Below are 16,478 nucleotides of genomic sequence, written 5' to 3' on the forward strand. Positions count from 1 at the left end.
CTGCCTCGCGCCGCTTCGAGGCAGGCCACCAGGTCTATGCGCGCTGGGTCGCCGCCTTCAAGGCCGCCTTCGCGGCCTCGGGCGCGCCCAGCGTGTCCAGCCCGAACAGGGCCGCGCCCACCACCGGGTTGACGTCCACCACCCGGACCACCGCGCGCGGCGCGACCTTCAGGCACCGGCGCTCGATCTCCGCGATCACCGGCGCGCCGACCCCGGTCAGCACCCCGCCGCCCAGGACGATCTCCGGCGCGTCGCCGGTGAGGTCCAGGTTCCGCAGGATCACCGCCGCGAAGACGCTCACCTCCTCGACGAACCGGGTGACGATGTCCGCCGCGACCTCGTCGCCGGCCGCCGCGACCTCGAACAGCAGCGGGCACAGCCCGTGGATCGAGGCGGCCGGGATCTCTTCGAAGTGCAGGCCCTGCACGACGTCCAGCAGCGCCGGCTTCCCGAAGTACTCCGCGACCGCCGCCCGCAACGCGGTCCGCGGGCCGCGGCCGTCTTCGGCGCGGACGGCCCACCACAGCGCCTCTTCGCCGAGCCGGTAGCCGCCGCCCCAGTCGCCGGAGATCTTGCCCAGCGCGGGGAAGCGGTGGACGCGGCCGTCCGGGCCGACGCCGGCGCCGTTGATCCCGGCACCGCACACGACCGCGACGCCCACCCCCGCGCTGCCCGCCCGGAGCAGCGCGAGGGTGTCGTTGCCGACGGTCAGGGTTTCGCTCCAGCCCCGCGCCGCCAGCGCCGCGTGCAGTGCCTCTTCCTCACGCGGGAAGTCGAGCCCGGCCAGGTACGCGGACGTGTGCACCGCGAACGGCTTCTCCCCGAAGCCGGGGTAAGCCTCCAGGACCAGGCCTTCCAGCGCCGTGACGCACGCCGCGACGCCGACGTTCTGCGGCGACGCGCCGGGGCCGCGGGACTGGCCCAGCACCACGCCGTCTTCCGAGATCACGAGGACCTCGGTCTTGCTGTTTCCGCCGTCGATCGCGATGATGGCAGGCCTCATCCGCGGGCCCAGGGCAAGTACTCGCGGTTGATCTGCACCAGCGAATCGGCCAGCGTGTCGGCCTTCGAGTACTGGCCGACCAGCGGGTGCGCCAGCAGCGCGTCGGCCACGCGGTCCCGGCCGCCCTTGACCGCCGCCTCCAACGCCAGGAACTCGTACGCGGTGGTCGCCGCGATGAGGCCCGAGAACCGGGGCTCCACCGGGAGCTGCGGGATCGGCGTCGCCCCCTTTGAGTCCACAATGGACCGCGCCTCGATGACGGCGTCGTCCGGCAGGAACGGGAACGTCCCCTCGTTGCGGACGTTCACCACGTGCTCCTCGGCCGGACCGCCCGCGGTCAGCGCGTGCACCAGCTGCACGGCGGCTTCCGAGTAGTACGCGCCGCCGCGCTTTTCCAGGGAATCCGGCTTCGTGTTCTGCTCCGGGTCCAGGTAGATCTTCAGCAGCTCCTCCTCGACGTCGGAGACGACGTCCGCGCGCGGGCGCTCGGTGCGCTGCTTGGTGACCTGCTCGTCGTGCGCGTAGAAGTACTTCAGGTAGTACGACGGCACGACGTTCATGCGCCGCAACCACTTCTCCGGCACGGAGACCTCGTCGGACAGGTAGTCCAGGTGGTTCTCCAGCAGCTCCGGCAGCCGGTCGACGCCGTCGACGAGCGCGCCGCGCTCCCAGCTCAGGTGGTTCAGTCCGGTGTGGACGAGCTTGACGTCGTCCGCGCCGACACCCAGCAACCGACCGAACTGCCGTTGCAGGTTGATCGCGACGTTGCACAGCCCGACCGCGCGGTGGCCCTCGTTGAGCAGCGCCCGCGTGACGATGCCGACCGGGTTGGTGAAGTTGACGATCCACGTGTCGTCGCCGGCGATCTTGCGGACGCGGTCGGCGATGTCGAGCACCACGGGCACCGTGCGCAGCGCCTTCGCCAGCCCGCCCGCGCCCGTCGTCTCCTGGCCGACGCAGCCGCAGGCGTGCGGGAACGTCTCGTCGGAGCGCCGCGCCCGCTGCCCGCCGACCCGCAGCTGGATCAGCACCGCCGACGCGCCGTCGACGCCCTCTTCCAGCGACTGCGTGGTCCGCACCCGCGCGGGGTGTCCCGCGTGCGAGAGCAGCCGCTGACTGAACCCGCCCACGGCCTCGACGCGGTAGGCGTCCGGGTCCACGAGCACGATCTCGTCGACGTCCAAAGTGGAGCGTCGCCCGGCGATCCCGTCGATCAGTTCCGGCGTGTAGGTGGACCCGCCACCGACGACTGCCAGCTTCATCCCTTGACTCCCGTGAATGTGATGCCCTTGACGAACGACTTCTGGGCGAAGATGAACAGCACGATCACCGGCGCCATGATCAGCGCGGTGGCCGCCATCGTCATGTTCCACTCGACGTGGTGCATGCCGCGGAAGGACGCGATCGCCAGCGACAGCGGCCAGTGGTCCTGGTTCTCGCCGGTGTAGAGCAGCGGCCCGAAGTAGTCGTTCCAGGTGAACAGGAAGCAGAACATCGCGGTGGCCGCGATCCCCGGCTTGGCCATCGGGATCAGCACCCGGTACATGGCCTGGAACTCGGTGCAGCCGTCGATCTTCGCCGCCTCGATGTAGTCCTTCGGGATCGTGAGGAAGAACTGCCGGAGCAGGAAGATCGAGAACGCGTCGAAGAAGAAGTACGGCACGATCAGCGGCACCAGCGTGCCGGTGAGGCCCAGCCGCACCCACAGGTCGTACAGCGGCACGACGGTGACCTGCGGCGGCAGCAGCATCGCGGCCACGGTCAGCATGAAGAACAGGTTCTGCCCGCGCCACCGCAGCTTCGACAGGCCGTACGCCGCCGGGATCGCCGAGAGCAGCGCACCCGCCGTCGCGCACGCCGAGTACAGCAGGCTGTTGCCGAAGTACTCCAGCAGCGGCGCCTTCTTGAACACCTCGACGAAGTTCTCGAAGTGCCATTCCGACGGCCACAGGCTCGCCGTCATCGCCTGGTCGCTCTTCATCACCGCGGTGAGGAACACGAACAGGATCGGCAGCATGAAGACCACGCCCATGGCGATGCCGACCGAGTGCAGCGCGATGAACGACAGCCGCTTGTCCCACTGCCGCTTGAACCGCACCTTCGGCGGCACGCCGGCCGGGCGTTGCGGCGCTTCGGCCAACGCGGTCATGCGCCCTCCTCCTGGTGCTGGGACTTGCGGAGCTGCCTCACCAGGATCCAGGTGAAGGCGGCCGAAACGATGAACAGCAGCACGGCCATCGCCGCCGCGTAGCCCATGTTGAAGTAGCGGAAACCCTGGACGTACAGCCAGATCGGGTACGTCAGCGTCGAGTTCTGCGGGGCCCCGATGAGCTTCGAGTTGCCGGCGACGTCCGCGGTTCCCGCGCTCGCGGAAGCCGCCACGATCGCCTGCGTGAAGAACTGCAGCGCGTAGATGATCGAGTTGACCACGCCGAAGAGCAGCACGGGCGAGATCGACGGCAGCGTGACGTGCCAGAACCGGCGGATCGGCCCGGCTCCGTCGAGCTCGGCTGCTTCGTACTGCTCGGCCGGGACGTCCAGCAGCGCGGCGAGGATGATGATCATCAGCTCGCCCGAGCCCCACAGCGCGAGCAGCGTCAGCGCGGGCTTCGACATCGATGGGCTGTTGAACCAGAGCCCGCCGTCGATGCCGACGAGCCGCAGGAACCGGTTGACCGGGCCGAACTCCGGGTTGAACACGAAGACGAACGCCAGGGTCGCCGCCGCGGGCGGGGCGAGCGTCGGCAGGTAGCACAGGGTCCGGACGAGCCCGACGCCCGACTTCAGCCGCGAGATGACCGACGCGACACCGAGGGAGAACACCACGCGGCAGACGGTCAGGACGACGACCAGCCACAGCGTGTTGTACGCGGCCGTGCCGACCAGCGGCTCGCTGGTGAACATCCGGACGTAGTTGTCGAAGCCGACGAACACCGGCGCGTTGATCAGGTCGTACCGGGTGAAGGAGTAGTAGACCGTGGCGATCAGCGGGTAGCCGAAGAAGATCAGGAACCCGAGGAACGCCGGGGCCATGAAGAAGACGACGGTCCGGCGGCGCTTGGCCCGGCGGGCCCCCGCCCGCACCTTCGCAGGCACGGACGGGGAGCCGTCGGTTTTGATCGGGACGGCGGTGGAGGTCATCCGCCCGCGCCCTTCTGCTTGAGCTCGTCGTTGACCTGCGCGTCGACCTTCGCGAGCCCCGCGGTCAGGTCGGGGATCGACCCGGCCTGCCACTTCTCGGCGAAGTCGTTGACGGCCTTGAGGTGCGCGTCACCGATCGGGGTGGTCTGGTTGGCGACCAGCTTGCCGCTGTCGTAGATGTCGAGGAACGTCTTGAACTGCGGCTGCAGGTCCAGCTTCGGCGAGGTGAGCGACGCCTTGGTGCTGGGCACGTTCTTCAGGCCGTTGGCCATGTCCACCAGGGTGTCGGTGTCCAGGGTGACCTGCTTGATGAGCTCCCACGCGGCGCCGGGGTTCTTGGCGCCCTTGGGGATCGCGATGATCGTGCCGGTGGTGAAGCCGCCGCCGTAGTGGTCGGCCATCGAGTCGAGCACCGGGAACGGGGCGGTCTGGTACTTGACGTCGGGTGCCTGGTCCTTGAGGAACGCGGTGCGGAACTCGCCGTCCATGATCATGGCGAGCTTGCCCTTCTGGAAGCCGTGGTCGGCGGAGTACTCGTCGCCCAGGCCGGCCTTGAACTTCTCGACCTTGTCGTGGCCGCCGTAGAAGTCGATGAGCTGCTTCTGGAACTCGAACATCGCCTTCCAGCCGGGGTTGGTGGCGAGGTCCGACTTGCCGTCCTGGCCCAGGAAGGTCGCGCCGAAGTACTGCGCCCAGTACTGGGCCTGGTTGGCGTAGAACGGCATCGAGGGCAGGAAGCCGGCGACCTTGATCGAGCCGTCCGGGTTGAACTCGGTGAGCTTCTTGGTGTCCTCGAACAGCTCCGACAGCGTCTTGGGCGGCGAGGTGATGCCCTTCGCCGCGAACATGTCGGTGTTGTAGTACATGCCGTAGACGTCGGCGAGCATCGGCATCGCGCACCGCTTGCCCTGGTACTCGGTGTAGTTGCGCACCGCGTCCGGGATCTGGGTGAGGTCGATCTTGTCGCGCTCGATGTAGGGCTTCAGGTCCTGGAAGCTGCCGGTGGAGCACCAGGCGCCCAGGTTGTCGGTGTAGAAGGAGATCGCGACGTCGGGTGGATTGCCGCCGCGGATCGACTGCGTCAGCTTGTCGTCGTCCTGGTTGCCCTCGTGCTTGATCTCGATGTTCGGGTACTTCGCCTTGAGCTTGTTCAGCCCCGCGGTCACCACGCCGTACTCGCGGTCGGTGAACTTGGAGTACACGGTGATCGTGACCTTGTCGTCCTTACCGGGCGCGGCCGCCGCGTCCGATGTGGACGGTGCGGCGGCGCCGGAACAGGCGCTGGTCAACAGGACGGACGCCGCGGCGGCGGCCGCCAGCAGGGCGCCTCGGCGGGTCCGGGTGGTAGGGGGCATGGCCCTCCTCCTCATCGGTCGGTCTACTCGGTTGGGGACGGGTGCTTTCGTCCTCGGGCCTGCGACCCGAGGAGCGTGGGCGTGACGACGCCGAAGACGTCCTCACGGGCGGTGGCCAGCGCGGACTGCAGCGCGCCGGCGCGGACGGCGTTGCCCTGCACCGAAGCGCAGCCGACGGGCGTGCGCGGCAGGACCAGTTCGTGCAGCTTTTCCTGCACCAGCGCGGCGAACGCCTCACCACCGGCGCGGCTGGTGTCGCCGCAGAGGAGCACGAGCTGCGGGTCGGCGACCGCGACGAGGTTGGCCACTCCGCCCGCGACGCGCTTGGCGAGGTCGTCCAGGAACGGGTGGCTCTTCCCGGCTTTCTCGACGGCTTCCCAGGCGGTCTCGGCCGCGATGCCGTGGGCGGCGGCGAGGCGGCAGATCGCGGGTGAGTCGACCAGGTTGCCGAACCGCGCGCCGGCCTCGGGCCAGACGTCGCCGGTGTCCACAGTGGCCGGATCCGGGACGCGCATCCAGTCGATCTCGCCGCCCCCGCCGGTGGCCCCGCGCAGCAGCCGCCGTCCGATCACGACAGCGCCGCCGACGCCTTCCGACAGCCACACCATGACGAAGTCGTCGACGTCCTGGGCCTGCCCGACGCTCATCTCCTCGACGGCGACGAGGTTGACGTCGTTCTCGATGAGGACGTCGACGCCGAGGTCGTCGGAGAGCTTCTGCGGGACGTCGAAGCCGAGCCAGCCGGGGATGTGCGGAGCGGAGGAGAGCAACCCGGTCCGCGGATCGAACGCCCCCTGCGCGCCGATCACGACGTGCGCCAGGTCTTCTCGCTGGATCCCGGCTTCCCGCGCGACCTTCTGCAGGGCTTCGCCGAAGGTCCCGACGACGTCGGCGCCTTCGTGGACGGGCAGCGGCGTCCGGTACTCGGCGAGCACGACCCCGGCGACGTCCGCGACGACGAAGTCGGCGACGTGCGGGGTGAGATCCACCGCGGCGACGAAGGCGAGCGCGCCGTTGGCCGCCCAGAGCTGGGCGCGGGGCCCCCGGCCGCCGCCCCTGACGCCCGCCTTCACGACGAGGTTGTCCTGCTCGAGCCGGGTGATGAGCTGCGCGGTGGCGGGCTTGGACAACCCGATGGCGAGCTCCAGCTCGGCGCGGGTCAGCGGGCCCTCCCGCAGGAGGACCTCGATGGCGGCGCGATCGTTGATCTCGCGCAGCATCCGCGGGCTACCGGCTCGCACGCACTCGCTCCCGACTTAATTAGGATACTTTACAGACGGTTTCGCAGGACTGTAGTGAGCCGGAGCACAGCCGTCAACGGTCTGGTGAAACGAGCAGGTAACGCCTCAGGTCCCGCTGGGCCACCTGGCGGAAACGTGCACCAGGCGCAACGAAAGCGGCCCCGGCGGGTAGCCGGGGCCGTTCTTGGTCGCGCTCTGTGGCGGGTGGTTACTCCTCCGCGTCCGCCCAGGCTTTGAGCATCACGCGGGCGATCGACGAGTTGCCCGGCAGGATGATCTCCGCCGCGCCGTTCGCGATCGGGGTCGGGCGAGATCCCTCGCCCCGGACCGCGCTGTTCGCGAACGCTTCGCGCACCTCGGCCCGCGAGACCCACAACGCCTCTTCGATCTCGCCGTCCGCCGGTACCAGGGGCAACGAGCGGTCCGCCCGGGCCGTGAACCCCAGCATGATCGAGCGCGGGAACGGCCACGGCTGGCTGCCGAGGTACCGGACGTCGGACACCGACGCCCCCACCTCTTCGCGGATCTCCCGGACCACGCACGCTTCCAGGGACTCCCCCGCCTCGACGAACCCCGCCAGCACCGAATAGCGCCCCGCCGGCCAGATCGGCTGACGCGCCAGCAGCACGTGGGAGCCGTTGGCCCCCTCCAGCGAGTGGACCAGGCAGATCACCGCCGGGTCCGTGCGCGGGTACTCCTCGCGGCCGTCGTTCGTGCACTTGCTCGCCCAGCCGAACTGGATCAGTTCCGTCGGGTGGCCGCAGCGCGTGCAGAACTTGGCCTGGCGACGCCAGTTCCGCAGCGCCTGCGCCGTCGTGAACAGGCCCGCCGACGTGTCGTCGAGCAGGTCGCCGTAGCCGCGCAGTTCGACCCAGACCTCGCCGTCCGCGCGCGGGACCTCTTCGACGAAGCCCCAGCTGCCCGCCATCTTCACCGTGTCGGCGTCACCCGACGGGCCGCCCGGCAGCGACCAGTAGTCCGTGTCCTGCCACTCGCCCAGGAACACCGCGTCCGCCGGGGGCGAGGCACCGAAATCGATCGCCTTCCGGAACGCCAGGGCCGAGCTGCCTTCGACGACCGGCGTGCGCCCGGTGTCGTCCAGGAGGACGACCCGGGCGTCGGCCCAGCGCGCCACCAGCCGCGAAGGGTTGGTGCGCAGACCTTCCTGACGGTCCACAGTGGACCGCGACAGGGTGGGCAGGGCACCCAGGGTGAACGGGACCGACATCAGGACGGCTCGCCCACGACGACGTCGCCGAGGGACACCAGCTTGCGTTCCAGCACCGCCGCGTCACCGACCACCACGCCGGTGAACCGCTTGGGGGCGAAGAACTTCAGCGCCGCTTCGGCCACCTCGTCGGCGGTCACCGCGGCGACCCGCGCCGGGTGCTCGTTGAGCCACTCCAGGCTCAGCCCGGTCGAGGCCAGCGCCAGCACCTGCCCGGCCAGCCCGCCCTGCGACGACGTCGACGTCAGCAGCGAGCCGATCGCGTACTGCCGCACCGACTCCAGCTCGTCGCCCGCCGGCGGGACCTGGCCGAGGCGGCCCAGCTCGTAGCGCGTCTCCAGCAGCGCCGGCGCGGTCGCCTCGGTCGCGGTGTCCGCGTCCACGTTGACCACGGCCGTCTTGTCCGTGAACTCGAAGCCGGAGTGCGCGGAGTACGTGTACCCCTTGTTCTCGCGGATGTTCTCGACCAGCCGTGACGAGAAGTACCCGCCGTAGGCCAGGTTCGCCAGCTGCAGCGCGGCGTAACCCGGGTCCGTGCGCGGCACGGTCTGCGCCGAAAGCCGGATCTGCGACTGCACCGCGCCCGCGCGCGGCACCAGCAGCACGTTCGGCCCGGTCAGCTCCGGCAGCGGCGGCAGCCGGACGGCGGAGCGGTCGGACGCCCAGCCGCCGAGCACCTTCTCCAGCTCGCCGATCACCGACGCCGGGTCGAGGTCGCCGACCAGCACCAGCACCGAGCCGCGGGCCTGCACCGACGCCTGGTGCAGTGCCCGGACCTGCTCGGGCGTCACGACCGCCACGTCTTCGGCCTTCGGCACCTCGCGGGTCGCCGGGTGGTCGCCGTAGCGGTGCTTCTGCAGGGCCTCGCGCGCGATCGTGCGCGGCTGGGTGCGGGAGACGGCGATCCGCTCGACCAGCCGCTCCTTCTCGCGGGCGATCTCGTCGTCGGCGTAGGTCGCACCGGTGAGGACGTCGCCGAGCACGTCGAGGAACGTCGGCAGCTTCTCGGCGAGCGCGGATCCGGTCAGCACCAGGCGTTCCGGGTCGACGCCGGCGCCGATGTCGCCGCCGATCAGCGCCAGCTCGGCGTCGATCTCGATGCGGTTGCGGCGCGCGGTGCCGGTCAGGATCGTCTCGGCGAGCACCTCGGACGTGGCCGGGTGCAGCGCGTCGTCGCCCGCGAACGGGATCCACAGCCGGGCCTCGACCATCGGCACGGTCGCCTTGCGCACGGCCACCACGCGCAGGCCGTTCGACAGCTCGGTGTCCACATGGGACAGATCGGCGGCCGCGCGTTGCTCGCCCAGCGGGGGCAGCGGGCGCGGACCCCGCGCGGTGCGGCCGATTTCCTCCGCACTGCGGTGCGTTGCAGAAGTCACTGCTCGTTGTTCCCTTCCGAAGCGGGCTTGACCACCAGCACGGCGCGCGCGTCGGGGCGCAGCGCCTTGGCCGCCGCCGAAACGGCTTCCGAGGTGACGGCGGACATGCGGTCCGCGAGCTTGTACACCAGCGACGCGTCGCCGTAGAGCAGTTCGAACGAGCCGAGGGCGAGCGTCCGCGACACCAGCCGGTCGTGCTCCGAGTGCAGGCTCGCCGTCCAGCGCGCGGTGACCTTGCGCAGCTCCTCCTCGCTCGGCGGCGTCTCGGCGAGCTTCTCGAGCTCGTCGTCCAGCGCCGCGAGGACGCGCTCGCGCGGCACCTCGTGCGGGTGGATCAGGGTGATGGTGAACGTGTCCGGGTCGCGGGCCTCGAACGGGCCGAACAGCCCGGCACCGGCGCCGATGTCGACGACCAGGGGCTCGCGGTGCACCAGCCGCTGCTGCAGGCGGGAGCCGTCGCCGTCGGTCAGGACGCCCGCGAGCACGAGGTAGGCGAGGTAGCCGTCGACGTCGTTGATCGGGTCCGGCATCCGGTAGCCGATGCCGAGCGCGGGCAGCGGGGCGTGCGGGTCTTCGACCTCGCCGCGCAGCTCGGTGGTCGGCAGCGGCTCGGCGAACGACGGGCGCTGCGGCGCGGGCCGGTGCGGGACGTCGCCGAAGTGCGTCTCGATCAGCTTCTTGGCGTTGGCCACCTCGAAGTCGCCGGCCACGGTGAGCACGGCGTTCGCCGGCGCGTAGTAGGTGTCGAAGAACGCCGCGCAGTCGTCGACCGTGGCGCTCTCGAGGTCCTCGAAGCCGCCGTAGCCGTTGTGCGCGTTGGGGAACGTCGAGTACAGCACCGGCGGCAGGGTGATCCACGGGAACCCGCCGTACGGCCGGTTCAGCACGTTGAGGCGGATCTCCTCCTTGACGACGTCGATCTGGTTCGCCAGGTTCTCCGCGGTCAGCTTCGGCGCGCGCATCCGGTCGGCCTCGAGGAACAGCGCGCGCTCGAGCGCGGCGCTCGGCAGCACCTCGAAGTAGTCCGTGTAGTCCGGGTGGGTGGACCCGTTGAAGGTGCCGCCGCTGGACTGGACGTGCCGGAAGTGCGCGAGCTTCTCGAGGCTCTCCGAGCCCTGGAACATCAGGTGCTCGAAGAGGTGCGCGAAACCGGTGCGCCCCTCCGGCTCGGAACGGAAGCCCACGTCGTAGTGGACGCTGACGCCGACCACCGGCGCGGTCGCGTCGGGTGCGAGGACCACGCGCAGACCGTTGTCGAGGGTGTATCGGACGAGCTCGGGATCGGCCATGGCCCCACCCTACGACGGGTCGGCGCGTTACGGCTTCCCGGCTGGCGGGTGAGAACCGGTGTGCTGCCCGGCCGCGTCGAGCAGCCGTCCGCGGCGGGCGCCGGCGAAGGCGCCCGCCAGCGCGGCCGCGAAGGATCCGGCCTGGTCAGGGGTGATGTCGCCGTCGTGCCAGTAGACCGGCGGCGGGTGCTCGAGCCCGTCGAACACGGCCACCCACGGCCCCAGTTCGCCCAGAGCGAGCGCGTACGGCAGAGCACGGGAGAAGACCAGCTCGCGCTGGGGCTTGGTGAAGGTCTTCGGCCGGGCCGAAGCCAGCGACGCCGCGACCCCGCGGAGGCGCCGCGCCAGGTCGGTGCCCGCCCGGCGGCGCGCGGGCAGCGCGGCGGAGGCGGCGACCGCGGCGGCCCCGGCCAGGACGACGATGACGCCGAGCTGGGCGTAGCCGACGGTCACTGCGAGGAGCACGGTGAGGAACACGCCGTAGAAGACGACCCGGATCCCGGCACGCCGGAGCAGGCCGGTCGCGAGGCGGCCGCGGCCGGCGAGGTCGGCGGCCAGCGCCGCGCCGGGGACCTCGACGTGCCGCTGCCGCAGTTCGGCGAGGGTCACCGACTCCTCCGGCAGCACGGCGTCGAAGACGGCCCGTTCGAAGGGCGTCAGGTGCTCGTCGGGCGGGTTGCGGCGGGTCAGCCGGGAGCCCTCGCTGACCCACACGTAGTTGCGGACGACGAGGTCGAGCACCGTCGCGGCCAGGTCGGCGGCCCCGGCCCGGCCGTGCAGCAGCACGCCGACGTGCCCGGGCAGCACGCCGCCCGGGGACGCGAACTCGCCGTTCGCGGTGACCAGCGCGGCCTCCGGGGCCTCCCCCGCGTCGGCGTCCCGGCGGCGGGCGAGCCCGACGAGCGCGGCCGCCACCAGCAGGAGCGCGCCGAAGCCCGCCCAGGCCCAGCCGACCGGCGCGGTGAGCACGAACGCCCCCGCGATCGTCTTCGCGGGAACGAGCACCGCGTTGTCCGGGACGGTGCCGGCGGGCAGCTCGACGGTCGCCGTCATCCGCTGCCCCGCCGCCAGGTTCTGCTGGCTGAACCGGGTCAGCCCGGCGTGGTCGATCTGCGCCGCGGCGCACGGGAAGTCCGAGTCCGGCGGCCCGGCGAGGCAGTCGACGGCGGTCGGGATCTTCGGCGCCGCGAAGGAGGCCCGGAGGAACTTGAGGTCGGTGCTCCAGCCACCGGCCAGCTCCCAGGTGACCCGGTCCCCGGCGACCGCACCGTCCACTGTGTACCGGACGACCGATGTGCCGGCGGTGAGGTGGACGGTGAAGGCGTCCTTGTCGACGCTCGCCGTCCCGCTGCCCTCGACGACGACGTCGCGGACGCCGTAGATCCGGTCGCGGTGGTGCGGCGCGGGGACGCGCAGCGCGACCCGGCGGTCCATCGCGAGGCCGTTCGGCACGGAGATCGCCTCGACGACCGAAAGCGAGCCGTCGCGCTCGACCTTGAGCTGGATTTCCGCGCTCTGCGGCACGGTCGGGAGCGGCGGCTGGTCCACCGGCGCCGCCACCAGGAAGAGCGCGAGCGCCGCCGCCGCGAGCACGGTCAGCGGGTGGTGCGGCCGGCCGCGGTGAGCAGCCCGTCCAGCGCGGTCAGGAACGACGGGAAGTGCGTGCCGAACCGGCGCAGGTCGCGGTCGGCCTCCATCCCGCCGTACCAGTACAGCCCGGCCGAACCGTCCGACGCCGGGTTCAGCGCGGCGAACGCGCCGAGCCAGCGTTCGGTGTCGCCCAGCACCACCGCGTACGGCAGCGAGCGGGAGAACACCATTTCGCGGTCGGCCGGCGGGATGTCCTCGGCCTTGGCGGTGTGCAGGTAGTCGAGCAGGCCGCGGACCTGGCCGACGAGCGCCCGGCCGCGCGCGGTGCGCGACGGCAGCAGCGCGGCCGCCGCGGCGACGGCGAGCCCGGCCAGCGCGACCGCGACGCCGAGCAGTGCTTCGCCGACCGTGAACGTGAGGACCGCGGTGGCGACGGCGCCGAGCGCGAAGATCCCGGCGCCGATCCCGGTCAGCCGCCCGCGCGCGGTGTCCGGGCGGCGGGAGAACCAGCGCTTGGTGACGACGTCGGCGTACATCGCGTCGCTGATCTTGCGCAGGTCGAGCCCGCCGCGGGCGCGCAGCTGCGAGACGAGCACGGAGTCGGTGCCGGCCGGCAGGAGCGTCTCGTAGACGGCGCGCTCGAAGTCGTGCAGGTGCTCGTCCGGCGGGTTGCGGCGGGCCAGCTGCCAGTCGGGGCCCGGCACCTCGGCCAGCCACAGGTAGTTGCGGACGGCGAGGTCCACGACGGTGGCGCTGATGTCGACGACGTCCACGGTCTCGTCGACGACGGTCCCGACCTGCCCGGGCAGCACCCCGTCCGGGCTCGCGAAGAAGACGCGGTCGCCGTCGCGCAGCAGGACCTCGACCGGTCCGGTGGCGGTGTGCAACGCGCCCGCGTCCTCCTTGCGGCGGCGCCACACGAAGAGGCCGCCGGCGATCAGGAAGACGAGCAGGAGCGCGAAGACGATGCCGGTCAGCGGCGTGAACGCGAAGGCCGTGGCGAAGAGGCCGACGTCGGCGAACTTCGCGTTCGCGGGCGTGGTGTTCGCGGGCAGGCCGATGAGCAGGTCGACCCGGTCGCCCGGCTGGACGCCGTTCTGTTCGAGGCGCACGACACCGGTGTGGTCGAGCTCGGCGAGCGTGCAGCGCTGGCTCGAACCGATCGGGCCGGCGAAGCAGTCCACAGGGGACAGTTGCGGCGACGGCGCGAGGAAGGAGGCGGTGAGCTTGGCGACCGGGGCGTCGAAGCCGCTCGCGACCTGCCAGCGGGCTTGCTGGCGGCCGCTCTGGTCGGCGATGGCGCCGTCGACGGCGTAGGTGACGGTCGAGGCGCCGCCGGTGAAGGTGAGGACGAGCTGGTCGCCGGTCTGCTGACTGGTCGCGGCACCCTTGGTTTTGAGGTCCTTGACCGAGAAGACCCGGTCCTGGTCGTCACCGGCCGAGACCCGCAGCGGCACGCGCGAGGTGAGCTGCTGCCCGCCGGGAACAGTGACCTTCTCGGTGACCGAGAGCGAGCCGTCGCGGAGGACCTTGAGGGCGACGTCGGCGGTGACACCCTCGGGCTGCGCCGGGATGTCGTTCCCGCTGAGCTGCTGGGGTTTCTTGACCTGATCGTCGGGCAGGTTCGGCAGGACGGGCCCGGCGGACGGCCCCTGCGCGGCGGCGACCCCGCCGATCGCGCCGGTTGCACCGGTCCCGACGGCGAGCAGCACGGCGGCGAAGGCCGTGGTCCCCCATTTCCTCAACACAGCACCACACCCTAGAGCACTCGATCTATGCTGACGCCCGGAACGGCGAGATCTCCGCTGGTACGCCGGTTCCGACGGGGAAAACGCACGGGGGGTTCCACAAAGATGACGCAAGGCCCACAGGGCCCCGGCCCGAACGACCCACGGCGCCCGGTCCCCCCACCCGGACGGCCACCGCTGCCGCCACCGGGGGCCCGGCCGTTGCCGCAGGGCCGGCCACAGGGGCCGGGCGGGCAGCCTGGTCTGGGGCAAGGCCCGCACCCTGCGCAGGGACCGGCGGGCGCGCCCGGCCAAGGCGGCGCCCCGCGGCAAGGCCCGGGACCAGGTGGGCAGCCTGGTCCCGGCAACGCGCCGGGTCGGCTGCCCGGCGGGCCAGCACAGCACGGTTGGCCGCAACCCGGGCGGCCGCCGCTCGGACCTCAAGGCACGCAGGGCTTTCCGCCCTCCGGGCCGTACCCGCGGCCCGTCATGCCTCCGCCCGTTGGCGCACCCCTGCCGCCGCCCGCCGCGGCCGTCGCGCCCGTCTTCACCCCGGGCTATGCCGGTCCGCCGCCCGGCACGCCGTTCGGGCCGCGGTTCGCGCCCGGGTACACCCACTACGTCGCGAAGAAGTCCAACACCGGGGTCATCGTCGCCGTGGCGATCATCGGGATCGTCGCCGTGGTCGGGGGGCTCGTCGCCGCCGTCGCGTTGATCGGCGGCAGCACCCGGCACGTCGCCGACGCCGGTTACTCCAGCACCTACCCGAGTGACACCTCCTACACCACCGAACCGACCACCGAGGCGACCACCGAGACGACCTCGTCCACCGAGGAGACGACCACCAGCCGGACCACCGAGCGCGGGACCCGGACGTCGGAGACGCCGAGCGGGCCCCGGTCCGTCGTCGCCACGGGTGACAACCCGCTGTTCGCCGACGCCAACTTCGGCCTGCAGAACATCCCGTGCTCGCTGAGCCGGTGGGCGACCGACCAGAACAGCGCCACGAAGTTCTTCCAGTCCGGCATCGCCTGCCTCGACGCGATGTGGTCGCAGATGCTCCCCGCGGCGAACCTGCCGTTCCGGTCGCCGAACCTGTCGGTGCCGCGGTCGATCTCCGAATCGTCGACGCCGTGCGGCAGCGGCGGCTCGACCACGGGCGTCACGCCCTTCTACTGCCCGACGAACAACACGATCTACATGCCGATGGACCGCATCGAGATCGAGACGTGGGGCAACCACCCCGGCCCGTACCTGTCGATCCTGGCCCACGAGTACGGCCACCACGTGCAGAACCTGGCCGGCATCTCCGAGGCGTACGGCGACCAGCGCTACGACGCGGGCGCCGACTCGGCGGCGGGCCTGGAGCTGTCCCGCCGGATGGAACTCGAAGCGCAGTGCTTCTCGGGGATGTTCCTCGGTTCGGCGTCGGTCTCCGGCGGCTCGGTCGACAAGAACATCTACAACGAAGCATGGAACGCCCAGGACCGCGGCGACGACTACGCCCGCAACGGCAAGCGCGACCACGGCAGCGCCAAGCACAACATCTCCTGGTGGCAGCACGGCGCGACGAAGAACCGCAACCAGCAGTGCAACACCTGGCTCGCGTCGTCGGGAGACGTGTCCTAGCCCGGCGGCGTGAACGGGTTCTCGACCGACGTGCCGGACGGCGGCGTCGACGGCGAAGGCACCGGCGCCTGCCAAGCCGGGCCCGGCGCCGCGTACTGCCCCCGCGCCGCCCGGACCTGGGCCGCGTACGCCTGCACCGCTCGCGCGTGGTCCCGGTGTCGCCGCTCCGCCAGCACCGCCGCCAGGAACGCCCACGCCGGGACCCCGGGCGGCACCGGCGTGCCCAGCGCGTTCCCCACCTGCTGCGCGAGCCCCCAGCCCAGCGAGTTCGCCGCCTCCGGGGCCAGCTGGCCGAGCCGCGTCAGGAACTGGCGGCTGGCCAGCGCGAGGTCGTCCGGGAGCCGGGTCAGGTCGAGCTGGGCGGCCCAGCCCTCGAGGCCCGGCGGCATGCCGATCGCCGAGTAGCCCGGGCTCTGCGAGACGCGCTCGCGGATCACCAGCGTCCCCGCCAGGAAGTCGCCGACGCGGCGGCCGTCGGACGAGCACAGCGAAACGATCACCGCGACCGCGCCGAACAGGCCCAGCGCCCAGAAGTCCACGACGAACCCGGCGAGCCCGCGCACCAGCGCGTGGCGGAACCGGATCGGGCCGCCGTCGACGCGCACCACCCGCAGCCCCAGCGCCAGCTTGCCCAGCGACCGCCCGCGCGAGAGCGTCTCGAACAGCACCGGGTAGCCGACCATGATCAGCACCAGGAACACCAGGGCGAGGGTCACGGCCAGCGCGGCGTCGCCGCCCGGCACCGCGACCATCAGCACGAAGACCGAGCCGAACAGGAGCGCGGCCTGCACGAGGACGTCCAGCGCCATCGCCGCGGCCCGGCTGCCGAGCTTGGCGACGCGCAGGTCCAGGACGACGGCTTCGCCGGTGACCAGCTCGGATTCCTCGTGCACGCA

General features: G+C 71.7%; 13 protein-coding genes. 1 reads left to right on the forward strand and 12 read right to left on the reverse strand.

Annotated elements, in window-relative coordinates; genetic code table 11:
- Positions 1–34: 34 nt before the first annotated feature.
- The 11 genes from ACYVLJ_RS45685 to ACYVLJ_RS45735 form a co-directional block, all read right to left on the reverse strand.
- The gene (locus ACYVLJ_RS45685; RefSeq protein WP_460443409.1) at positions 35–1,003 is read right to left on the reverse strand and encodes an N-acetylglucosamine kinase; all 969 of its coding nucleotides are present in this window, start codon (positions 1,001–1,003) and stop codon (positions 35–37) included.
- On the reverse strand, positions 1,000–2,265 hold the full coding sequence (locus ACYVLJ_RS45690) for a 6-phospho-beta-glucosidase (protein WP_460443410.1): 1,266 nt from the start codon (positions 2,263–2,265) through the stop codon (positions 1,000–1,002). The genes ACYVLJ_RS45685 and ACYVLJ_RS45690 overlap by 4 nt, the downstream gene beginning before the upstream one ends.
- On the reverse strand, positions 2,262–3,152 hold the full coding sequence (locus ACYVLJ_RS45695; RefSeq protein WP_460443411.1) for a carbohydrate ABC transporter permease: 891 nt from the start codon (positions 3,150–3,152) through the stop codon (positions 2,262–2,264). Before ACYVLJ_RS45695 ends, ACYVLJ_RS45690 begins: the two co-directional genes overlap by 4 nt.
- Positions 3,149–4,144: a carbohydrate ABC transporter permease gene (locus tag ACYVLJ_RS45700; protein WP_460443412.1), complete on the reverse strand. Its 996-nt coding sequence runs from the start codon at positions 4,142–4,144 to the stop codon at positions 3,149–3,151. The genes ACYVLJ_RS45695 and ACYVLJ_RS45700 overlap by 4 nt, the downstream gene beginning before the upstream one ends.
- Positions 4,141–5,499, reverse strand: a complete 1,359-nt coding sequence (locus ACYVLJ_RS45705) for an extracellular solute-binding protein (RefSeq protein WP_451987155.1) — start codon at positions 5,497–5,499, stop codon at positions 4,141–4,143. Before ACYVLJ_RS45705 ends, ACYVLJ_RS45700 begins: the two co-directional genes overlap by 4 nt.
- Before the next feature lie 23 nt (positions 5,500–5,522).
- The gene (locus tag ACYVLJ_RS45710) at positions 5,523–6,719 is read right to left on the reverse strand and encodes an ROK family transcriptional regulator (protein WP_460443431.1); all 1,197 of its coding nucleotides are present in this window, start codon (positions 6,717–6,719) and stop codon (positions 5,523–5,525) included.
- Positions 6,720–6,948: 229 nt separating this feature from the next.
- Positions 6,949–7,968: an NAD(+) diphosphatase gene (nudC, locus tag ACYVLJ_RS45715; RefSeq protein ID WP_460443413.1), complete on the reverse strand. Its 1,020-nt coding sequence runs from the start codon at positions 7,966–7,968 to the stop codon at positions 6,949–6,951.
- Positions 7,968–9,347, reverse strand: a complete 1,380-nt coding sequence (locus ACYVLJ_RS45720) for a M16 family metallopeptidase (protein ID WP_451987151.1) — start codon at positions 9,345–9,347, stop codon at positions 7,968–7,970. Before ACYVLJ_RS45720 ends, nudC begins: the two co-directional genes overlap by 1 nt.
- Entirely contained in the window at positions 9,344–10,636 is a 1,293-nt protein-coding gene (locus ACYVLJ_RS45725; RefSeq protein WP_460443414.1) for a M16 family metallopeptidase, read from the reverse strand. Before ACYVLJ_RS45725 ends, ACYVLJ_RS45720 begins: the two co-directional genes overlap by 4 nt.
- A gap of 27 nt (positions 10,637–10,663) precedes the next feature.
- Positions 10,664–12,229, reverse strand: a complete 1,566-nt coding sequence (locus tag ACYVLJ_RS45730) for a DUF2207 domain-containing protein (RefSeq protein ID WP_460443415.1) — start codon at positions 12,227–12,229, stop codon at positions 10,664–10,666.
- A gap of 2 nt (positions 12,230–12,231) precedes the next feature.
- Positions 12,232–13,974, reverse strand: coding sequence for a DUF2207 family protein (locus ACYVLJ_RS45735; RefSeq protein ID WP_460443416.1), 1,743 nt, complete (start codon positions 13,972–13,974; stop codon positions 12,232–12,234).
- Between the two features lie 468 nt (positions 13,975–14,442).
- Between ACYVLJ_RS45735 and ACYVLJ_RS45740 the strand changes: the two genes are divergently transcribed.
- Entirely contained in the window at positions 14,443–15,582 is a 1,140-nt protein-coding gene (locus ACYVLJ_RS45740; RefSeq protein WP_460443417.1) for a neutral zinc metallopeptidase, read from the forward strand.
- On the opposite strand, the gene ACYVLJ_RS45745 is transcribed toward ACYVLJ_RS45740, so the two are convergent.
- Entirely contained in the window at positions 15,579–16,475 is an 897-nt protein-coding gene (locus tag ACYVLJ_RS45745; protein ID WP_460443418.1) for an RDD family protein, read from the reverse strand. The two genes, ACYVLJ_RS45740 and ACYVLJ_RS45745, sit on opposite strands and share 4 nt — an antisense overlap.
- Between the last annotated feature and the right edge of the window lie 3 nt (positions 16,476–16,478).

Source organism: Amycolatopsis stemonae (assembly GCF_054781455.1).

Excerpts from the sequence above, each read along its gene's own strand:
- ACYVLJ_RS45710 (WP_460443431.1), bottom strand. The coding sequence starts at position 6,719 with ATGCTGCGCGAGATCAACGATCGCGCCGCCATCGAGGTCCTCCTGCGG.
- ACYVLJ_RS45725 (WP_460443414.1), bottom strand. The coding sequence starts at position 10,636 with ATGGCCGATCCCGAGCTCGTCCGATACACCCTCGACAACGGTCTGCGC.
- ACYVLJ_RS45740 (WP_460443417.1), top strand. The coding sequence starts at position 14,443 with ATGCCTCCGCCCGTTGGCGCACCCCTGCCGCCGCCCGCCGCGGCCGTC.
- ACYVLJ_RS45705 (WP_451987155.1), bottom strand. The coding sequence starts at position 5,499 with ATGCCCCCTACCACCCGGACCCGCCGAGGCGCCCTGCTGGCGGCCGCC.
- ACYVLJ_RS45700 (WP_460443412.1), bottom strand. The coding sequence starts at position 4,144 with ATGACCTCCACCGCCGTCCCGATCAAAACCGACGGCTCCCCGTCCGTG.
- ACYVLJ_RS45695 (WP_460443411.1), bottom strand. The coding sequence starts at position 3,152 with ATGACCGCGTTGGCCGAAGCGCCGCAACGCCCGGCCGGCGTGCCGCCG.
- nudC (WP_460443413.1), bottom strand. The coding sequence starts at position 7,968 with ATGTCGGTCCCGTTCACCCTGGGTGCCCTGCCCACCCTGTCGCGGTCC.
- ACYVLJ_RS45690 (WP_460443410.1), bottom strand. The coding sequence starts at position 2,265 with ATGAAGCTGGCAGTCGTCGGTGGCGGGTCCACCTACACGCCGGAACTG.
- ACYVLJ_RS45685 (WP_460443409.1), bottom strand. The coding sequence starts at position 1,003 with ATGAGGCCTGCCATCATCGCGATCGACGGCGGAAACAGCAAGACCGAG.